The organism is Microbacterium sp. LS_15 (assembly GCF_041954735.1).
Lineage (GTDB): Bacteria > Actinomycetota > Actinomycetes > Actinomycetales > Microbacteriaceae > Microbacterium.
Genome location: NZ_JAVAYD010000025.1, coordinates 1 through 16826, shown reverse-complemented (window position 1 = coordinate 16826; position 16826 = coordinate 1). Strand labels below are relative to the sequence as shown.

The 16826-nt window shown below is 68.8% G+C and carries 20 protein-coding genes; 8 read left to right on the top strand and 12 right to left on the bottom strand.

Annotated features, from left to right (window positions below; all coding sequences use genetic code 11):
* Positions 1 to 55: 55 nt before the first annotated feature.
* From RAC69_RS16750 to RAC69_RS16730, 5 genes are all read right to left on the bottom strand, one after another.
* On the bottom strand, positions 56 to 1177 hold the full coding sequence (locus RAC69_RS16750; RefSeq protein WP_375087827.1) for a glycoside hydrolase family 76 protein: 1122 nt from the start codon (positions 1175 to 1177) through the stop codon (positions 56 to 58).
* A gap of 94 nt (positions 1178 to 1271) precedes the next feature.
* Complete coding sequence (locus tag RAC69_RS16745) at positions 1272 to 2528, bottom strand: ABC transporter substrate-binding protein (protein ID WP_375087826.1); 1257 nt, start codon at positions 2526 to 2528, stop codon at positions 1272 to 1274.
* Positions 2529 to 2583: 55 nt separating this feature from the next.
* Entirely contained in the window at positions 2584 to 3537 is a 954-nt protein-coding gene (locus RAC69_RS16740) for a carbohydrate ABC transporter permease (protein ID WP_375087828.1), read from the bottom strand.
* Positions 3537 to 4496 carry a carbohydrate ABC transporter permease gene (locus RAC69_RS16735; protein ID WP_375087825.1) on the bottom strand — a complete coding sequence of 320 codons (960 nt, stop codon included), beginning with the start codon at positions 4494 to 4496 and terminating at the stop codon, positions 3537 to 3539. Before RAC69_RS16735 ends, RAC69_RS16740 begins: the two co-directional genes overlap by 1 nt.
* On the bottom strand, positions 4493 to 5848 hold the full coding sequence (locus tag RAC69_RS16730) for a glycoside hydrolase family 125 protein (RefSeq protein ID WP_375087824.1): 1356 nt from the start codon (positions 5846 to 5848) through the stop codon (positions 4493 to 4495). The genes RAC69_RS16735 and RAC69_RS16730 overlap by 4 nt, the downstream gene beginning before the upstream one ends.
* A gap of 189 nt (positions 5849 to 6037) precedes the next feature.
* On the opposite strand from RAC69_RS16730, the gene RAC69_RS16725 reads away from it, so the two are divergent.
* The 4 genes from RAC69_RS16725 (at position 6038) to RAC69_RS16710 (ending at position 9260) form a co-directional block, all read left to right on the top strand.
* The gene (locus RAC69_RS16725; RefSeq protein WP_375087823.1) at positions 6038 to 6481 is read left to right on the top strand and encodes a MerR family transcriptional regulator; all 444 of its coding nucleotides are present in this window, start codon (positions 6038 to 6040) and stop codon (positions 6479 to 6481) included.
* The gene (locus RAC69_RS16720) at positions 6478 to 7458 is read left to right on the top strand and encodes an aldo/keto reductase (protein ID WP_375087822.1); all 981 of its coding nucleotides are present in this window, start codon (positions 6478 to 6480) and stop codon (positions 7456 to 7458) included. The genes RAC69_RS16725 and RAC69_RS16720 overlap by 4 nt, the downstream gene beginning before the upstream one ends.
* 161 nt (positions 7459 to 7619) lie before the next feature.
* Positions 7620 to 8675, top strand: a complete 1056-nt coding sequence (gene gnd, locus RAC69_RS16715) for a phosphogluconate dehydrogenase (NAD(+)-dependent, decarboxylating) (RefSeq protein WP_375087821.1) — start codon at positions 7620 to 7622, stop codon at positions 8673 to 8675.
* A 114-nt stretch (positions 8676 to 8789) separates the two neighbouring features.
* Positions 8790 to 9260, top strand: coding sequence for a GNAT family N-acetyltransferase (locus RAC69_RS16710; RefSeq protein WP_375087820.1), 471 nt, complete (start codon positions 8790 to 8792; stop codon positions 9258 to 9260).
* Between the two features lie 4 nt (positions 9261 to 9264).
* On the opposite strand, the gene RAC69_RS16705 is transcribed toward RAC69_RS16710, so the two are convergent.
* From RAC69_RS16705 to RAC69_RS16690, 4 genes are all read right to left on the bottom strand, one after another.
* Positions 9265 to 9648 carry a VOC family protein gene (locus RAC69_RS16705; protein ID WP_375087819.1) on the bottom strand — a complete coding sequence of 128 codons (384 nt, stop codon included), beginning with the start codon at positions 9646 to 9648 and terminating at the stop codon, positions 9265 to 9267.
* A 57-nt stretch (positions 9649 to 9705) separates the two neighbouring features.
* Positions 9706 to 10470, bottom strand: a complete 765-nt coding sequence (locus RAC69_RS16700; protein WP_375087818.1) for a MerR family transcriptional regulator — start codon at positions 10468 to 10470, stop codon at positions 9706 to 9708.
* An 11-nt stretch (positions 10471 to 10481) separates the two neighbouring features.
* Positions 10482 to 11390, bottom strand: a complete 909-nt coding sequence (locus RAC69_RS16695) for a DUF2268 domain-containing protein (RefSeq protein ID WP_375087817.1) — start codon at positions 11388 to 11390, stop codon at positions 10482 to 10484.
* 126 nt (positions 11391 to 11516) lie between these two features.
* Entirely contained in the window at positions 11517 to 12497 is a 981-nt protein-coding gene (locus tag RAC69_RS16690; protein ID WP_375087816.1) for a hypothetical protein, read from the bottom strand.
* Positions 12498 to 12708: 211 nt separating this feature from the next.
* Here RAC69_RS16690 and RAC69_RS16685 point away from each other — a divergent pair, with 211 nt between their 5' ends.
* Positions 12709 to 13281, top strand: coding sequence for a dihydrofolate reductase family protein (locus tag RAC69_RS16685; protein WP_375087815.1), 573 nt, complete (start codon positions 12709 to 12711; stop codon positions 13279 to 13281).
* A 12-nt stretch (positions 13282 to 13293) separates the two neighbouring features.
* Here RAC69_RS16685 and RAC69_RS16680 read toward each other — a convergent pair whose 3' ends face one another.
* Positions 13294 to 13908, bottom strand: coding sequence for a G5 domain-containing protein (locus tag RAC69_RS16680; RefSeq protein WP_375087814.1), 615 nt, complete (start codon positions 13906 to 13908; stop codon positions 13294 to 13296).
* Between the two features lie 138 nt (positions 13909 to 14046).
* Between RAC69_RS16680 and RAC69_RS16675 the strand changes: the two genes are divergently transcribed.
* Positions 14047 to 14331, top strand: coding sequence for a hypothetical protein (locus RAC69_RS16675; protein ID WP_375087813.1), 285 nt, complete (start codon positions 14047 to 14049; stop codon positions 14329 to 14331).
* 12 nt (positions 14332 to 14343) lie between these two features.
* Here RAC69_RS16675 and RAC69_RS16670 read toward each other — a convergent pair whose 3' ends face one another.
* The gene (locus RAC69_RS16670) at positions 14344 to 14625 is read right to left on the bottom strand and encodes a hypothetical protein (RefSeq protein ID WP_375087812.1); all 282 of its coding nucleotides are present in this window, start codon (positions 14623 to 14625) and stop codon (positions 14344 to 14346) included.
* 83 nt (positions 14626 to 14708) lie between these two features.
* On the opposite strand from RAC69_RS16670, the gene RAC69_RS16665 reads away from it, so the two are divergent.
* Positions 14709 to 15278, top strand: coding sequence for a TetR/AcrR family transcriptional regulator (locus RAC69_RS16665; protein ID WP_375087811.1), 570 nt, complete (start codon positions 14709 to 14711; stop codon positions 15276 to 15278).
* A 13-nt stretch (positions 15279 to 15291) separates the two neighbouring features.
* Here RAC69_RS16665 and RAC69_RS16660 read toward each other — a convergent pair whose 3' ends face one another.
* Positions 15292 to 16167, bottom strand: a complete 876-nt coding sequence (locus tag RAC69_RS16660; protein WP_375087810.1) for an aminoglycoside phosphotransferase family protein — start codon at positions 16165 to 16167, stop codon at positions 15292 to 15294.
* 60 nt (positions 16168 to 16227) lie between these two features.
* On the opposite strand from RAC69_RS16660, the gene RAC69_RS16655 reads away from it, so the two are divergent.
* Positions 16228 to 16656 (top strand): DUF3021 family protein, encoded by a 429-nt coding sequence (locus RAC69_RS16655; RefSeq protein WP_375087809.1) that lies wholly within the window; start codon positions 16228 to 16230, stop codon positions 16654 to 16656.
* The last annotated feature ends 170 nt before the right edge of the window (positions 16657 to 16826 follow it).

The window sequence follows — 16826 nt, the reverse complement described above, 5'->3', positions numbered from 1 at the left end:
GAGGAGTTCCCACAGGTGGTGCCGACCGGGGAGGGGGAAGCGGGCGAGGATGCCGTCAGCCGGCGACCCCCACGGAACTGCTCTCCCCCATGGCGGCGCTCGCCGCAGCATCCGTCCCGGCGTCGCGCGCGTCGAGGCGCGCCCGCTGCTCGACCGCGAAGACCGCGCTCAGCAGTGTCGAGTACGGGATCCACTCGACCGGCGGCTTCGACCAGTCGTTGCCGGGGCGCAGGTGTCCGTCCACGAGGCCGTTCGTCCACAGCGCGTCGGTGCCCGCTCGCAGGAACTCCTCGAGCGCGGCCTTCTCGTCGGCGTATCGCTCGTCATCGGCGAGAGCCGCGATCAGCTCGCCGAGGTAGCGGTAGAACACGCCCTTGAACAGCCCCTCGTCACCGCCGTCGCCCTCGTCGGGGAAGACGGTCCCGTCGCTGAGCTCGCGCACCGCGGTCATGGCCGTCTGCACCGCGCGGTCGAGGTAGGCGCGGTCGCCGGTGGCGGCGTGCAGCTCGACGGCGGCCCCGACGTACAGGCCCTGGTTGTACGTGAACCGCCACTGCGTGTCGACCCGGCCGTCCTCCTCCCGGTTGACGCCGTCTTCGACGAACCCATCGGCCCCGACGAGGGTGGCGGTCAGCCAGTCGAACGCGCGAAGGGCGTACCCGAGATAGTCGCGCGTACGATCCAGACGACTGAGCCGGACGCCGAGGATGACGAGCGGCCCGTTCGCGGGCGTGTTCTTGTAGTACAGCTGCTGCTTCCGCCAGGCCAGACTCTCGCCGAGTGTGTCGTTCCAGCCCTCCGCGATGACGTGGTCCCAGATCGCGATCGCCTCGTCGAGGAAGCGCTGCTCGCCGGTCGCCCGGTGCACGCGCTCCAGCGCGAGGGCGAACCACAGCATGTCGTCGAAGTAGTCGTTGAACAGCTGGCCGCCGTTGCGCGCGACGATATTGTCGCGGGCGGCGATCGCGCGGTCGGTCCACTCGGGGTCACCGGTGCGCAGCCACGCGTCGACCCGGGCGTCGATCACGTGGGCCAGCCACCAGTAGTTGAAGACCTCGGTGTCGCCGCGGTCGTGCGGGTGGCTGTTCGCGAGGAACCGGATGCCGTCGGCACCGAACCAGTGGTCGATGCTGTGCTGGGCGGTGTCGGCTCGCGCCGACCAGGTGGTGTCGTTCATGTGTCCTTCTCGTCGGGTGGGTTTCGAATCGCTCACCTGGCAACCGGCGGGCCGCCGACGTTGCAAAGTGCGCGATTCGAAAGGCGGAGGCCGGTCAGCGGTTCTGCTCGAGGATTTGGTCGCCCTGCTCCTGGGCCTCCTTGAGCGCCTGCTCGGCCGAGATCTCGCCGGAGAGGAAGCGCTCGAGCGCGGGCACGAGGGCCTTGCCCTCGACGTCGGAGAAGCCCTGCACGTTCGGGCGGGTCTGCGCGTAGTTCATGGCCTCGATGAAGGCGGCGTAGTGCTCGTCCTCGGTGAAGTAGGGGTCGTTCGCCGCCTCGATGTTGGCGGGGATCCAGCCGGCGATCTCACCGAACGCGACGCCGTTCTCGGCCTCGGTGGTCCACCACTTCATGAACTCCCACGCGCCTTCGGCGTTCTTCGCGCCCTCGGGGATGACGAGTCCGAAGCCGCCCATGTAGGCGCCCTTGTCGCCGTTCGGTCCGGCCGGCGGCTGCACGACGCCGTACTCGAGGCCGTCGACCTTGTCGAGCGTCGACAGCGCCCACGGTCCGTCGAGCTTCATGGCGGTCTTGCTCTCGGCGAAGGAGTCGCCGGTGTCGCCGAAGCCCTGCTCGTACACGTCGGCGTCGAGCAGGCTCTGCCAGAACTCCAGCACCTCGAGGCCCTCGGGGCTGTTGAACGCGGTCTTGGTCTCGTCGTCGTTGAGCAGCTGGCCGCCGGCCTGGGCGAGGTACATGTTGAACAGCCCGGGGTCGCTGAGGTCGAGTCCGGCCTGGGTGAGCGTTCCGCCGTCCTTGACGGTCAGGGCCTCGGCGGCGGTCTTCAGCTCGTCCCAGTTCGTGGGCGGCGTGACACCGGCATCCTCCAGCAGCGTCTTGTTGAACAGCAGCGACCGGTTGTCGACGAGCAGGGGGAGGCCGTAGAGCTCTCCGTCGACCTCCATCTCGCCGAGGGCGGGCTCGTAGAAGACGCTCGTGTCGACGGCATCCTCCTTCACGAAGTCGTCGATCGACGCGAGCGCGCCCTTGGGGGCGTAGAGCGAGGTCTGATAGCGGTCCCAGAGCACGACGTCGGGCACCTGACCGCCCGCGAGGGCGGTGAGTAGCTTCTCCTCGACGAGCTCCTGCGGCACGTACGAGACCTCGTACTCGTCCTGCGACTCGTTGAAGCGGGCGGCCTGCTCTTCGAGCTGGTCGACCTGGTCGCCCGACCAGGATCCCCACATGACGACGGGTTCGGGTCCGCCGTCGGCGCTGCCGCCGCCGGAGTCGCCGGAGGCGCAGCCCGCGACGGTGACGGCGAGGGTCGCCGTCGCGACGACGGCCAGGGCTCGCAGGTTCTTCTTCATCGAATTCTCCTCGGTGGATGGTGGTGCTGTGGTGGGTGGGTGGAGTGGAAAGGGGTTATTTGGTGCCGACGTGCGCGACGCCCTCGATGATCCAGCGCTGCGCGAAGAGGAAGACGAGCAGCACGGGGAGACTGGCGATCACGGTGCCGGCCATGAGCGGGCCATAGGCGGTCTCGTAGTTGTTGACGAACGAGGCGAGGCCGACCTGGACGGTCATCATGTCCTGGCTGTTGAGCACGATCAGCGGCCAGAGGAAGTTGTTCCAACCGGCCTGGAAGCTGATGATGCCGAGCACGGCGAGTCCGGCCTTCGCGAGCGGGAAGTAGATGACCGCGAAGATGCGGAACTCGCTGGCGCCGTCGATGCGGGCGGCCTCGCCGAGCTCGTCGGGCAGCGTCTCGAAGAACTGCTTCATGAAGAACACCGCGAACGCGCCCGCGGCGCCGGGGATGATCACGGCCCAGTAGGTGTTGATGAGGCCGAGTCCGCCCTGTCCGAGAACGTCGTTGCCTCCGGCGAACGGGATGCCGCGCAGGATGAGGAACGACGGGATCATCGTGATGATGCCCGGGATCATGAGCGACGACAGGAAGACGCCGAAGACGGCGGCGCGGCCCCTGAACCGCAGCTTGGCGAGTGCGTATCCGCCGAGGGCGCCGAAGAAGATGTTCGTCGCTGCGCCGCCGAGTCCGAGAACGAGCGAGTTGACGAAGTACCGACCGAACGGCACCTCGTCGAACACCTGCAGGTAGTTCTCGATCGTGGCGTTCGCGGGGATGAGGTTGAGTGCGCCGGAGAGGATCTCGCTCGCGGGCTTCAGCGACGTCGAGATCGTCCAGACGAGCGGTGCGACCGTGATGACGCTGATGAGGATGACGCCGACGTACCAGCCGATCGTCGCGAGGCGCTGCCGCGGGGTCTTGCGCCGCGAGGTCGGGACCGGGGCGAGGGTGGTGCCCGCGGCGATCGAGGTGGCGACGGTGCGGGGTCCGCTGAGGGTGTTCGTCATCACGCGTCCCTCCTGTTCGTGAGCCTGGCGTTGACCAGGGAGAAGACGAGGATGATGAGGAACAGCACGAACGACAGGGCGGAGGCGTAGCCCATCTCGAGCGCCCCGAAGCCCTTGTTGTAGATGTAGTAGACCATCGTGACGGTCGAGTTGCCCGGGCCGCCCTTGGTGAGCACGTACGCCTGGTCGAAGACCTGGAACGCCCCGATGATCAGCAGCGTCGACACGAGGAACGTCGTGCGGGTGAGCGACGGCAGCGTCACGTAGCGGAACTGCTGCCACGCGTTCGCGCCGTCGAGTCGCGCCGCCTCGTAGAGTTCGCCCGGCACGCCCTGCAGCCCGCCGAGGAAGATGATCATGTTGGCGCCGAAGCCGGCCCACACGCTCATCATGACGATCGCGATCATGGCCCACTGCGACTCGTAGAGCCATGCGGGTCCGTCGATGCCGAACCAGCTGAGCGCCACGTTGAGCAGACCGTTCTGCGGGTTCAGCATCCAGAACCAGATCGTCGCCGTCGCGACCGTCGAGGCGACGACCGGGATGTAGAAGAGCGTGCGGAACAGCCGCACCGCGCGGTGGCGGCGGTTGAGCAGCAGGGCGGTGCCGAGTGCGACGATGAGCCCCGCCGGCACGTAGAGCAGCGTGTAGTAGGCGGTGTTGCGCAGGGCGATCCAGAAGAACGGGTCGACGGCGATGTCGAGGTAGTTCTGGATGCCGAGCCATTCGACGTCGCCGACGATCGCGTAGTCGGTGAGGCTCAGCACGAGGGCCATGACGATCGGCAGCGCCATGAACACGACGAACAGCACGCCGGGCACGAGCAGGAACAGCCAGGCGTTCCCCGTCATCTGCCGCGCTGAGGGGTTGCGCGATCTGCGCGGCTTCGCGGGGCGGCTCGGCGTCGTCGGCGGCTGCGAGGAGACGGATGCCGGTGCGGCGGTGATCTGCGCGCTCATGCCGACCGCGCCTCGGTCAGGGACTGGCGGGTCAGGGACTCGCGGTCGAGCGGCTCGCGCTTCAGCGTGCGCAAGCCGGTGATGTCGAGCACGAGCTCGCAGAACATCGCGTTGGCCCACGAGAACCACTCGCGCGTGAACACCGACGGGTCGGTCGCGAGGAACGATTCGTGCATGAGGCCGGTCCCGGCATCCGTCTCCAGGAGCAGCCGCAGGATGCGCTGCTTCTCACCGGGGTCGTCGGTCGTGAGCGCTTCGATGCACAGCCCGATCGGCCAGATGTGCCCGGCCGGGGTGTGCGGGCTGCCGAGGCCGCGCGCCTCGTCGCCCCAGGGCAGGGTGCCCGAGACGAAGGTGGGGTTGGCGTCGCTGAGGATCCACGAGCGGGTCGAGAGGTAGAGGGGATCGTCGGTTCCGCTCCAGCCGATCAGCGGCAGGGAGAGCAGGCTCGGCACGTTGGCGTCGTCGAGGAGCAGGATGCCGCCGCGGCCGTCGACCTCGTAGGCATACACCCGTCCGTGGTCGGGGGTGTCGACGACTCCGTGCTCCGCGATGCCCCGCTCGATGTCGGCGCGGAGGGCGCGGGCGCTCGCCGCGAGCTCGGCGTCGTCGAGCACGGCGGTCGCGATGGCCTCGATGTGCTGCAGCTCGACGGCGGCGAACATGTTGCCCGGCACGTTGTAGCCGTGCTCGCAGGCGTCGTCGCTGGGGCGGAACGCCGACCAGGTCATGCCGGTCGGCGCGGTCTCGCTGCCGAGGCCGTCGCGCACGAGGGTGTCGGTCGGCGGGCAGTCGAAGCGCTGGAAGCGGTAGGTCGACCGGGCCTCGTGGTCCTGCTCCGTGCGCCACAGTGCGATGATGGCGCGGGCCGCCCTGGCGAACGGTTCACCCAGGTGGTCGGTGCGGCCGGTCAGCGTCCACAGGTCGTGGGCGAGCTGCACGGGGTAGCAGAGCGAGTCGACCTCGTATTTGCGCTCCCACACCCACGGCGACTGCTCGGTGAGGTCGCTCTGGTGTCCGCTGCCGTCGGCTGCCGCGTTGAACGCGTTCGCGTACGGGTCGAGCAGCACGTAGTCGATCTGCCGCCGCGACACCGCCGCGATCATGTCGCTGATCGCCTGGTCCTCGGCCGCGAAGTGCAGGTAGGGGCCGAGCTGCGCGGTCGAGTCGCGGAGCCACATCGCCGGGATGTCGCCCGTCAGCATGAACAGCGTGCCGTCGGGCATCTCGCGCAGGGTCGTGCCGAGCGTGTTCTCGAAGCAGCGCTCGAACATCGCCGCGGTGGCCTCGTCGGTGCGGGCGCGCACGCGCTCCGCGACGGAGTGGATGAAGGCCGAATGGGTCTGAGCCACGATGCTCCTCGGTCGATCTCGGGTCGCCCCGCTCTGGGCGACATCGTCACTGTAGCCCGAAAAACGCATTAAAGCTATTTATATCTATAAATATATGGAGCGGCTGAGGTTCTATACCTATTGCTCTCTCCTCCCCGCCCCCATGGCCCCGCTTGACCTGCACCGTGGTTCAGGTCGGAGGATGAACCCATGGAAGAGATCGCACTGCCTCGTCTCGATGTGGTCGTGCCCGAGGAGGGCCTGACGATCGGCGAGGTCGCCCGGGCGACGGGGCTGCCGGTGTCGACCCTGCGTTTCTATGAGCGCCGCGGGTTGATGCTCGATCCGACGCCGCGCGATCCGGGCAATCGGCGTCGCTACGACGAGAGCGACCTCGCGTGGATCGGCGGCCTGCTCATGCTGCGGGCGACCGGCATGCCCGTCTCCGCGATGCGGGAGCTCGCGGAGCTGTCACGGCGTGCCGGCACGGAGGGCGACAGGCTCCGCATCCTGCAGGCGCATCGAGAGCTGGTGCTCGCGCGGTGGGAGGAGACGCGGCGGCACCTCGCCGCGCTCGACAGGAAGATCGACGCGTATCGCCGCGCGATTGCAGGCGGCGAGCCCTCGGCTCGCACGGAAGGACGGCACGGATGAAGCACTCGGCACTCGGCGACGGACTCACGGTCTCGTCGATCGGACTCGGCGCGATGGGGATGAGCGCCTTCTACGGTCCTACCGATGAGGGGGAGGCGGTCGCCACCCTGCAGCACGCCGTCGACATCGGGGTCACCTTCATCGACACGGCCGAGGCGTACGGGCCGTTCGAGAACGAGAAGCTCATCGGGCGTGCGCTCGGTGCGCGACGCGACGAGATCACCCTCGCGACGAAGGCGTCGTCGGAGACCGATGACGACGGCACGGTGCACGGGCGCAACGGGAGCCCCGCGTACATCCGTCGTGCGTGCGAGCGGTCGTTGCGGCATCTGGGCACCGACGTGATCGACCTCTACTACCTGCACCGGGTCGATCCGAACGTGCCCATCGAAGAGAGCGTCGGCGCGCTCGCGGAGCTCGTGCGCGAGGGCAAGGTGCGGCACATCGGGTTGTCGGAGGCATCGGCCCCGACGCTGCGTCGTGCGCACGCCGTGCATCCGATCGCTGCCGTGCAGTCGGAGTTCTCGCTGTTCGCCCGCGACATGCTGCGCAACGACGAGAAGGCCACGGCCGACGAGCTCGGCATCGGCGTGGTCGCGTTCTCGCCTCTGGGGCGGGGGACGCTGACCGACAGCATCCGCTCGCTCGACGAACTGGATGCCGGGGACGCGCGCCGTCGCCTGCCACGGTTCCAGCCGGAGGCGTTCGCGGCGAACCGTCGCCTCGTCGAACGCGTCGAGGCGGTCGCCCGCGACAAGGGGGCGACGGTCGCGCAGATCGCGCTCGCGTGGGTGCTGTCGGAGGGGCTCGTGCCGATTCCCGGGACGCGGCGCCGCGCTCGGCTCGACGAGAACGCGGCTGCGGCCGACATCGTGCTCACACCGGAGGAACGGATGCGGTTGGCGGAGGCTCTTCCCGAGGACGAGGTCGTCGGTTCCCGCGACGGAATCGATGCCCCCGCCGGCACCGACCGCTGATCCCCGGGTCGTTGAGCGGGCGAAGCGATACGATACGCGGCTCCCTCCGCAGAACCCGCCGATCCCTCCCACCTCTCCGCGAAACGCGCCACCCCCTTTGGTCGCAGCCCGCGGGCGTGTGAGGATGACGACATCCCTGCTCGGCGATGGAAGGAACCCTCATGCAGCTCGCGATGATCGGACTCGGACGGATGGGCGCGAACATCGTGCGCCGCCTGATGCGCGACGGACATGAGTGCGTCGTCTACGACGTCAACGCGGATGCCGTGCAGGCACTGGTCGCGGAGGGTGCCGTCGGGGCGGACAGCATGGCCGACCTCGCGTCGAAGCTCGAGGCTCCGCGCGCGGTCTGGATGATGGTGCCCGCGTCGCTGACCGGCTCGGTGGCCGATGAGGTCGCGGCCGTTCTCGACGAGGGCGACATCCTCATCGACGGGGGCAACTCGAACTACCGCGACGACGTCCGTCGGGCGAAGGCGCTGACGGAGCGCGGCATCCACTACGTCGACGTGGGCACGAGCGGCGGCGTCTTCGGACTCGACCGCGGCTACTGCCTCATGGTCGGCGGGCCGGACGAGGCCGTGCAGCGCATCGAGCCGATCCTGAAGACGATCGCGCCGGGCGAGGGCGAGATCGAGCGCACCCCCGGGCGCACCGGCGAGCTCGGACCGGAGGAGCTCGGCTACCTGCACTGCGGCCCGTCGGGCGCGGGGCACTTCGTGAAGATGGTTCACAACGGCATCGAGTACGGCATCATGGCGTCGATCGCCGAGGGCCTGAACCTGCTGCACAACGCCGATGCCGGGGTGCGCGAGGCCGAGCACTCCGCCGAGATCGCGCCGCTGGAGGAGCCGGAGTACTACCAGTTCCCCATCGACACCGCGAAGGTCTCGGAGCTGTGGCGCCGCGGATCGGTGATCTCGTCGTGGCTGCTCGACCTGACGGCGGCGGCGCTCGCCGAGAACCCGACGCTCGACGGGCTCGCGGGTCGCGTCTCCGACTCGGGCGAGGGCCGCTGGACGGTCAAGGCCGCGGTCGACGTGGGCGTTCCGGTGCCGGTGCTCGCAGCATCCCTCTTCGAGCGCTTCGCGTCGCGCGACGAAGACCGGTTCGCGAACCAGGTGCTCTCGGCGATGCGTCTGCAGTTCGGCGGCCACAAGGAGCTCCCGGCCGGCGACGTGCTCGAGGCCGGCTCCCGCAAGGCCGAATCCAACTGACCGGCGGCGGCGCCGCCGCGGGTCGTTGAGCGAGCGAAGCGAGACGAAACGCGCTACATTCCTCGGATCGCCACACTCCGGCATCCCGATGCTTCTCTACCCGAAAGAGACCCGATGAACGAACCCCGCGCGTACCGCATCCGCACGGCCACGCCCGACGATGCCCCGCGCATCGCCGAGCTGCTGCACGCCTTCAACACCGAGTTCGACACCGCGACCCCGGGGGTCGAGGTGCTCACTCGGCGGCTGCGGACCCTGCTCTCCGGTCCGTCGACGTTCGCGGTGCTCGGCGGGGAGCCGGCGATCGGCGTCGCGCTGGTGACGGTGCGTCCGAACGTGTGGTCGGATGGCCCGGTCGCTCTGCTCGACGAGATGTACGTGTCGCCGGAGGAGCGCGGCGGAGGCATCGGCGGCGAGATCCTGCGGGTGATGGTCGAGGCGTGCCAGCGGTTGGGCGTCGCGGAGATCGAGATCAACGTCGACGAGTCGGATGCCGACACGATGCGCTTCTACGAGGCCCACGGCTTCACCGGCGCCGACCCGGCGACCGGCGAGCGGGCCTTCTACTACTCCCGCACGCTCTGATCCGTCACCGCCCGCCAGCACTCCAGCCCACCCAGTCCGGCCGGTCGACGATGCAGAAGCGGTTGCCCTCCGGATCCTGCATGGTCACGTAGTCCGCGTCGTCGGGACGCCCTTCCCACGGCACGACGGTCGCGCCGAGTGAGGAGAGACGCTCGACCTCGGCATCCTGGTCCTCGGCGTAGATGTCGAGGTGGATGCGGGGCGGCAGCACCCGCTCGGAGCGGTGCGCGTCGAGCGCGATGCAGGGGGCGTCGGCGTCGCGCGGTTTCAACACGACCCAGTCGTCGGTCGCGGGGTCGCGTTCGACGTAGTCGAGGGCGGCCTTCCAGAACTCGGCCTGTGCGGGGAGGTCGTCCACACGGATCACGATCGACACGATCTTCAACATGCCGGTCACGCTAAAGCGCCGGACGGATGCCGCGACAGGCCCTTGCGACGCGAGCGATCACCGCTTCCGCACGTGGAGGCGCAGAGCCCCGGCGGCGAGGGCCGCGGCATCCGGCGTCCCGAACGTGTCGTGGAAGTCGGGGTTCGTCTCGTACTGGTCGGCCATGCCGAGCACCATCGCCGTCGCGTTCTCGGCGTCGCCGGCGTGCGTGGGCGTGCCGGGGATCTCGGCGAACCAGTCCAGGTGCGAGGCGGCATGCCTCTGCACCTCGGGCGACTCCGGGCCGAGACCTTGCTCGTCCAGCTCGCGCCACCGCCCGACGAGTGCATCGGTGCGGGCTTTCCAGTCGCGCTGCTGTCGCACCGACTTGCCGTGCCACCAGCGGTTCGAGGCGTCGAAGGCTTCGCGGCCCCAGCGCTGCACGACCTCGTCTTCGTAGTCGTCGTTGAAGCCCTGCAGCATGATGTCCATGCGCGGTTCGCGTCCCTGAGTGCGCATCTCGATGGTGTGCTCGACCGACGCGATGCGGCGGGCGACGGCATCGTGCTCGGTCTGCAGCTGCGCGAGGTGTGCGCGCAGAGCGGCGACCTCGGCCGCGGGTGTCTCGGCGGCATCGAGGACTGACGAGATCTCGGCGAGCGGCATGCCCGCGTCGCGCAGGAGCAGGATGCGTTGCAGCCGCGCCACCGCTACGGGGCCGTAATACCGGTAGCTGTTCGAGCCGATCCGGTCGGGCGACAGCAGTCCGATGCGGTCGTAGTGGCGCAGGGTGCGCCCGCTGATGCCCGCGCGCTCGGTGAGCTCGGAGACGGTCCACTCCATGCGTGCTCCCTTCAGTCGTCGGTGATCGCAGCCAGTCCGAGGTGCGGAAGGGCGACCGACAGGATGCCGGATGACGGCGCATGAACGGATTCCGCCGCCGTGCGTCCGCTCACCTCACGGTACGCCTCGACGAGGCGGGCGCCCGCGGCGTAGCCGGCGCCGGTGGGGAGTCCGACGGGTTCGCCGCCGAACAGACGCGCTGTCGCGTCGCCGAGCACCCACGCCGCGAAGTCCTGCATGCCGGTGACGCCGAAACCGGAAGTGACCTTCGCGAGCACGCGATCGTCGGCGCGGGTCTCGGGTGAGACGAAGTGCGTGTAGCCGGAGGGGCCGTACAGTTCGGTGGCGAAGACGTCGGCGAGTCCCTCCGAGAGCACGTGCTCTCCGACGGTGACCGTGGTCGGATCCCAGACGACGCCGCCGGGGGAGTAGCGCACGGTGTGGTGCAGCTCGTGCACGGCGATGGCCTCGAGTCGGTCGAGCACGCGCGAAGTCGGCCACAGCGTGAGGGTGATGTACCCGCTGATGCCGCCGAACCCGGACAGCCCCTGCACCTCATCGACGAAGTGCGCGTTGGTCGGATCTCCGAGGACCAGCAGCACGGTCAGGTCAGGGATGAGGATGCCGGGATTCGCGCGCTCCAGTGCCTCGATGCCGGTGTGCAGCGCGGTCTCGATGCGTTGCCATGCGTCGGCGTCGACGAGCGCGTCGAGTCCCGCGCGAAGCGCATCCGACGGATGCTCGGCGTCGAACCCGAAACTCTGCCGATGCACGTCGGCGAGATCGAGCCCACCGGGGACGAAGTGGTACATGCCCGCCATCGGCGCCCACATCTCGCGGACGAGTTCGGCGCGGTCGGCCGGGTCGGCGTCGAGGATGCGGGTGGTCGCGGAGGCGCTGTCGATCAGGGTGACGGTCATGTCATCCGACGGTAAACGTTGCCCTCGCGTCAAGGTCAACCGCCCGGTCGCCCCCGGATCGTTGAGCGAGTGGAGCCCGCCGGGTCGTTGAGCGAGCGAAGCGAGACGAAACGCGGCTCCCTCCGTCTATCGCGTGAACGTCACCGTGCCGTCGGCATCCTTCGTCAGTGTTCCGGTGTACACCGCGGGCTCGGGGTAGGTGACGCCGTCGGCGCGCACGGTGAAGCCCTTCGAGTACTCGACCCGCCCGTCACTGACCACCGGTCCCGTGGCCGGGGTGCGGAACCACTCGACGGTCGACGGGTCGACCAGCGGCTTGCCGTACGCGAGCACTTCGGGCGGGCAGGACGGTCCGGCCATCCGCTCGGCCACGCAGGCGTCGGTGAGGGCGTCGATCTGCGCGTCCGCCGCCTCGATCACGTCGGGCTCCACCCATGCGCTGACCGACAGGTTCCAGTGGGTGACCGTCGCGTTCGAGGGGAAGTCCGATGCCGGGTCCGCGTCGTCCATCGGCCACGGCAGCGTGAACTCGTTGGTGCCGTCATCGCCGAGCTGCGTCGTGCCGGTCGGGTCGTCGTACGCGATGTCGTACAGGGCGGGCAGCAGGTACAGGTCGTGCGTGTCATCGGGCTGCATCGCGTAGTCGAGCTCGCCGTTCACGACGATGCGCCCGGGGGAGGCGACGTTGATGATCGAGAACTTCTCATCGCGCCACGAGATCGTGCGCTCGCCGTCGTCGTTCTTCACCTGGAAGGTCGCGCTCGCCGGATTCTCGGGGTCGTCCAGCACGAACTCCATGGTCGCCGTCACGGTGTATTCGTCGGACCCCTTCGTCTTCACGACCTTCGCCTCGGAGGGGAGGGCAGCGGATGCCACGTAGAAGTCCTCGTCGAGGAACTCGGCCGGGAAGTCGATCGACGTCATCGCCGCGGCATCCGTCGTCTCGCCGGCTTCGAGGTGGCCGAAGAACTCCTCGAGCAGGGCGACGCTCTCGGTGGTGTCGCCGTCGCCGGTCACGTTTCCCGACGGACTGCACCCGGCCAGTGCGACGACCGCGAGGGTGGAGAGGGCGAGGGTACGGGTCGCGCGCAGGCGCAGAGACGTCATGTGGACTCCGGTCGTCGGTCGCGCGACTCCCCCGCGCGGGCTCGTGGCTCCACGCTATCGGGACCGGTCGTCGAGCGAGCGGAGCGAGACGGAACGCGGTGATCTCTTCGGGTCGTTGAGTGAGCGAAGCGAGACGAAACGCGGTTCCCTTCACGAGGCGTACTCTGTACCGCATCCGATCCCGTACTTTGCGCATCAAGGGAGCAGCGCCATGAGACCACTGCGGTATGCGATCAACGTGACCCTCGATGGCTGCGTCCATCACGAGGCCGGGGTCGCGCCCGATGACGAGCTGATGCGTTTCTGGACCGATCAGATGGACAACTCGGATGCCGAGCTCTACGGTCGCGTCACGTTCGAGATGATGCGGGAGGCGTGGAAGCGTCCGGATGACGGCGTCTGGCCCGACTGGATGGACGCGGGCGAGCAGGAGTTCGCCGACACCCTCGATCGTGCGAAGAAGTATGTCGTCTCGAACACCCTCGACGAGGTCGACTGGAATGCAGAACTCGTGCAGGGCGACCTCGCCGAGGCCGTGCGGCGTCTGAAGGAGCAGCCGGGCAAGGGTCTGTCGGTCGGCGGTGTCGCACTGTCGCGGTCGCTCGCCGACCTCGGTCTGATCGACGAGTACATCTTCGTCGTGCATCCGATCGTCGCCGGTCACGGCCCGTATCTGTTCGAGGGCTTGCGCGAGCGTATCGGGCTCGAGCTCGTGGAACGGCGCGAGTTCCGGTCGGGTGCGGTTGCCCAGGTCTACCGGCGGGCGGAGGAAAGCGGCGAGTAGCGGATCGGCCTACTAGTCGCAGGCGATCCCGTCGCCGTCGCGGTCGAGGTCGTAGATGTCCGAGCCGACGACCCGCACAGGGCCCTGCACGTACGCAGGGCCGTTCCCGCTCCCGCCGGCGCAGTCGACATCACTCGCGATCGGCACGCACGCACCTGTGTAGTTGGGGTCGCACCCTCCGCCGCCCTGCTGCACGAGCGGAACGGGTGCGGCGACGGGCGCCGGCGCCTTGCTGCCGATCGCCGTGACCTCATTGACCGGAGCTGTCTGTACGGCCTCGCTCACCGTCTCGCGCAGCACCTCGACTCCGTCGACGAGCGTCACCTTGTAGGTGATGACCTTGACGCCATCGACGCCTGCCGTCACCAGAGCGGTCGTGCCCTGATCGCGGAGAGGGTCGTCCACGACGGTCGCTGCGAAGGGGATGGCGACCTCTTCGGTCACCGTCTCGAAAGTCGTCTCCGGAGTGGGCGTGGGAGTCGGAGTGGATGCCGGCGACGAGTTCGCCGCACTCGTCGTGGCGCCGCAGCCCACGAGTCCGACGCTTCCGATGATGAGGGCGGCCATGATCACCCCGATCTCGCGCCATGCTCTGCGCCGTCCGCGCGACGTCGTGCTCTGCCCCATGGTGCCGTCCCCTCGACCGACGCGACGAATCGCGGACACTGCTGTGTGCCTGGGATCTGTATACCGGTCAGATCAGGCTGAAGACAAGCACCGATTTATCGGGTGACCTGCGACGTTGCCGGCCGCTACGCTTCCCCCATGAGCGAATCGGAGCCGACCCCGTCGCTGATCCAGCAGCGCTTCGCACTTCGTCGAGATAGGAACTACGCAGTCTGGACGATCGTTTCCTCGATCATCGCGGCCGTTCTGCAGATGACGCTCGTCGTCGAGGGGAGAGGTGGCTGGCTTCTGTGGTTCGGCGTCGCCGCCGTTGTCGTCTTCATCGGCGGCGCAGTCTTCGGCGCTGTCAAGCTCGTCGCCGCTCGGCGAGCGACGCGCGTCTTCGAGGACCGCTACGGCCGTGACGCCGGCATCCAGGACTGACGCGGGATCTGCTCAGCGACCGGATGCTTCTCGTCGCCGCTGGAGCATCAGACCGAGCTGCCAGGCGAGCGCGCACAGCCCCCACACCGCTGAGACGGTCCCGATCACGGCCGCGCCGAGAGCCAGCGCGGGGAATCCGCCTCCGGTCCCGGCGGCGTCCGCCGCGACGCCCGCGGCGAGCAGCTCGGACGCACCCCACCACAGCAGGATGCCGCCGCCGACGAGCGCGAGGATGCTGGCGACGACCCACTGGCGGGCTGAGGCCGAATCGTGTGCTCGTCGCTGCGCAGTCATGCGTCCCAGCTAACACCGCGGATGACGTCATGGCAGCATTCCACGCGACGTCGCGCCCGGCATCCCTCAGTAGCCTTGTCCTCATGCCTCGTCCTCGTAGTGAAGCCGCGCGCCGCTCCGTGCTCGACGCGATGCGCACGGCCGTCGTCGCCGGCGCGTATGAGGCTGTGACGATCGAGGGACTCGCGGAGACGGCGGGAGTCGCCAAGCAGACGATCTACCGCTGGTGGCCGTCGAAGGCGGCGATCCTCGGTGAGGCGCTGCTCGAGGGCGACCTGCCCGGAGCTGATGTCGAGGTGCCGATCACCGACGACGTCCGCGCCGATCTGCACGCGTGGTTCGCGGCGATGTCGGCGGGACTCGGCAGCCCCGAGGGAACGGCCCTCGCGCGGGCGCTCATCGCGGTGACGGCCACCGACCACGAGCTCGGGCTCGCGCTGAACGAGCGTCTGGCGGGTCCGATCCGGTCGTGGGTCGCGGAGCGGATCTCCCGCGGACAGTCGGCGGGCGACATCCGCCCGGACCTGGATGCCGACGCCATCGCCGATCAGCTCATCGCGATGGCGTCGTACGCGGCGCTCATCGGGCAGCCGCTCAGCGACGCCCGCATCGACGAGACGGTCACGCGACTGCTCCGCGGCATCGCGCGCTGACCGGCGCAGACTCCTAGAGCGGGTCGGCCAGCACCTCGTCGAGCACGCGCCGGCTGTCATCACCGCCGGGTCCGGGTTCGCCGGCAAGAGTCACCAGCGCTTTCCACAGCGCCCATCCTCGGGCGCGCTGCCACGTCGCGTCATCGAGGCTGACCGCGTCACGGAACGCTCCCCGTGCTTCTCCGTCGAAGTACGTCCACGCCATGACGAGGTCGCAGGCAGGATCACCGACCCCGCAGGTGCCGAAGTCGATCATCGCCGACAGGCGGCCGTCGACGACGAGCAGGTTGCCGACGGCGACGTCACCGTGGAACCAGACCGGAGCAGAGTCCCACACGCTGGAGGTCGCGGCGAGCCACACGCTCCGGCAGTGCTCGCCATCCACGTCGTTGGGCATCTGCTCGAGCGCGGCGTGAACCTCATCGCTGTAGACGCTCGGATGGGCGCCGCGGTAGAACGAGTGTCGTCCGGCCGCAGTGCCCGCGTCGACGGGAAGGGATCTCAGATCGCGCAGCAGACTCCCGAGATCGATGGCGAGCTGCACGCGGTCGATCCCGGATGCTGCGTCGACGGTCTCGCCGGGCAGCCACCGGCGGATGGACCAGGGGAAGGGATACCCCCGGCCGGGTTTCCCGAGCGCTAGGACGGAGGGAACAGAAACGGGGAGCCTGCCGTCGAGGAATTCGAGCGCACGACTCTCCTTCTCCACGGCCGCAACATACGGCTCCGCACGGGGAAGCCGTGCCGACATATCGTCGCCCAGGCGGAACGTCCTGTTGTCCCACCCCTGACGCACCACCGCACGAACCGGTAGGTGCGCCCAATCAGGGAACTGCTCGGCGATGAGCTCAGCCACCAGGCGCTCACCGATCTCGACGGGTTGACCCATTCCTCGATGCTCCCAGACGGCGTGCCCGGATGCCCGCATCGTCGTCGCTATGGTGGCAGGGTGAGCCTGGCGATGAAAGCGGTACTGAGGGCGGGCATCCCGCTGGTGATCATGACCGCGATCGGAGTGGCGCTCCTGTTCCAGGACAAGGCTGCCGACGGGCGTGCGACCCTCGCGGTCGGGGTCATCGTCGCGGCGGTCGCCGGCGCATCCGTGATCTACGACATCGCCGGGTGGAGCCTGCGGAAGCAGTCGCTCGTGCACCTCGCGCTCATGTTCGTGACCGTGCTGCCCGCGCTGCTGCTCAGCGGATGGTTCCCGCTCGACAGCGCCTGGGACTACGTCGCGGTCATCGGTGCGTTCATCGCGGGCGGGGCGATCCTCTGGGCGCTCGGTTACCTCGTCTTCGGCAGGCTCGTCCCGCGCATGACTGCGGCCAGGAAGAAGGATGCGGATGCTGCGGGGCGTCGCGATCCGTCCGGTCTCTGAGCAGAGCCGACCGAGTCGCCGCACCCCCGGGGCGTTAACCAAATCCGACGAGGTCGCCCCACCCCCTCCGGGTCGTTGACCGAAGACGACGAAGTCGTCTGAGACGATACGCGGCGAGCCGACGAAGCCGCCCCACCCCCGCCGGCCGTTGCTTGCTCTTATACACATCT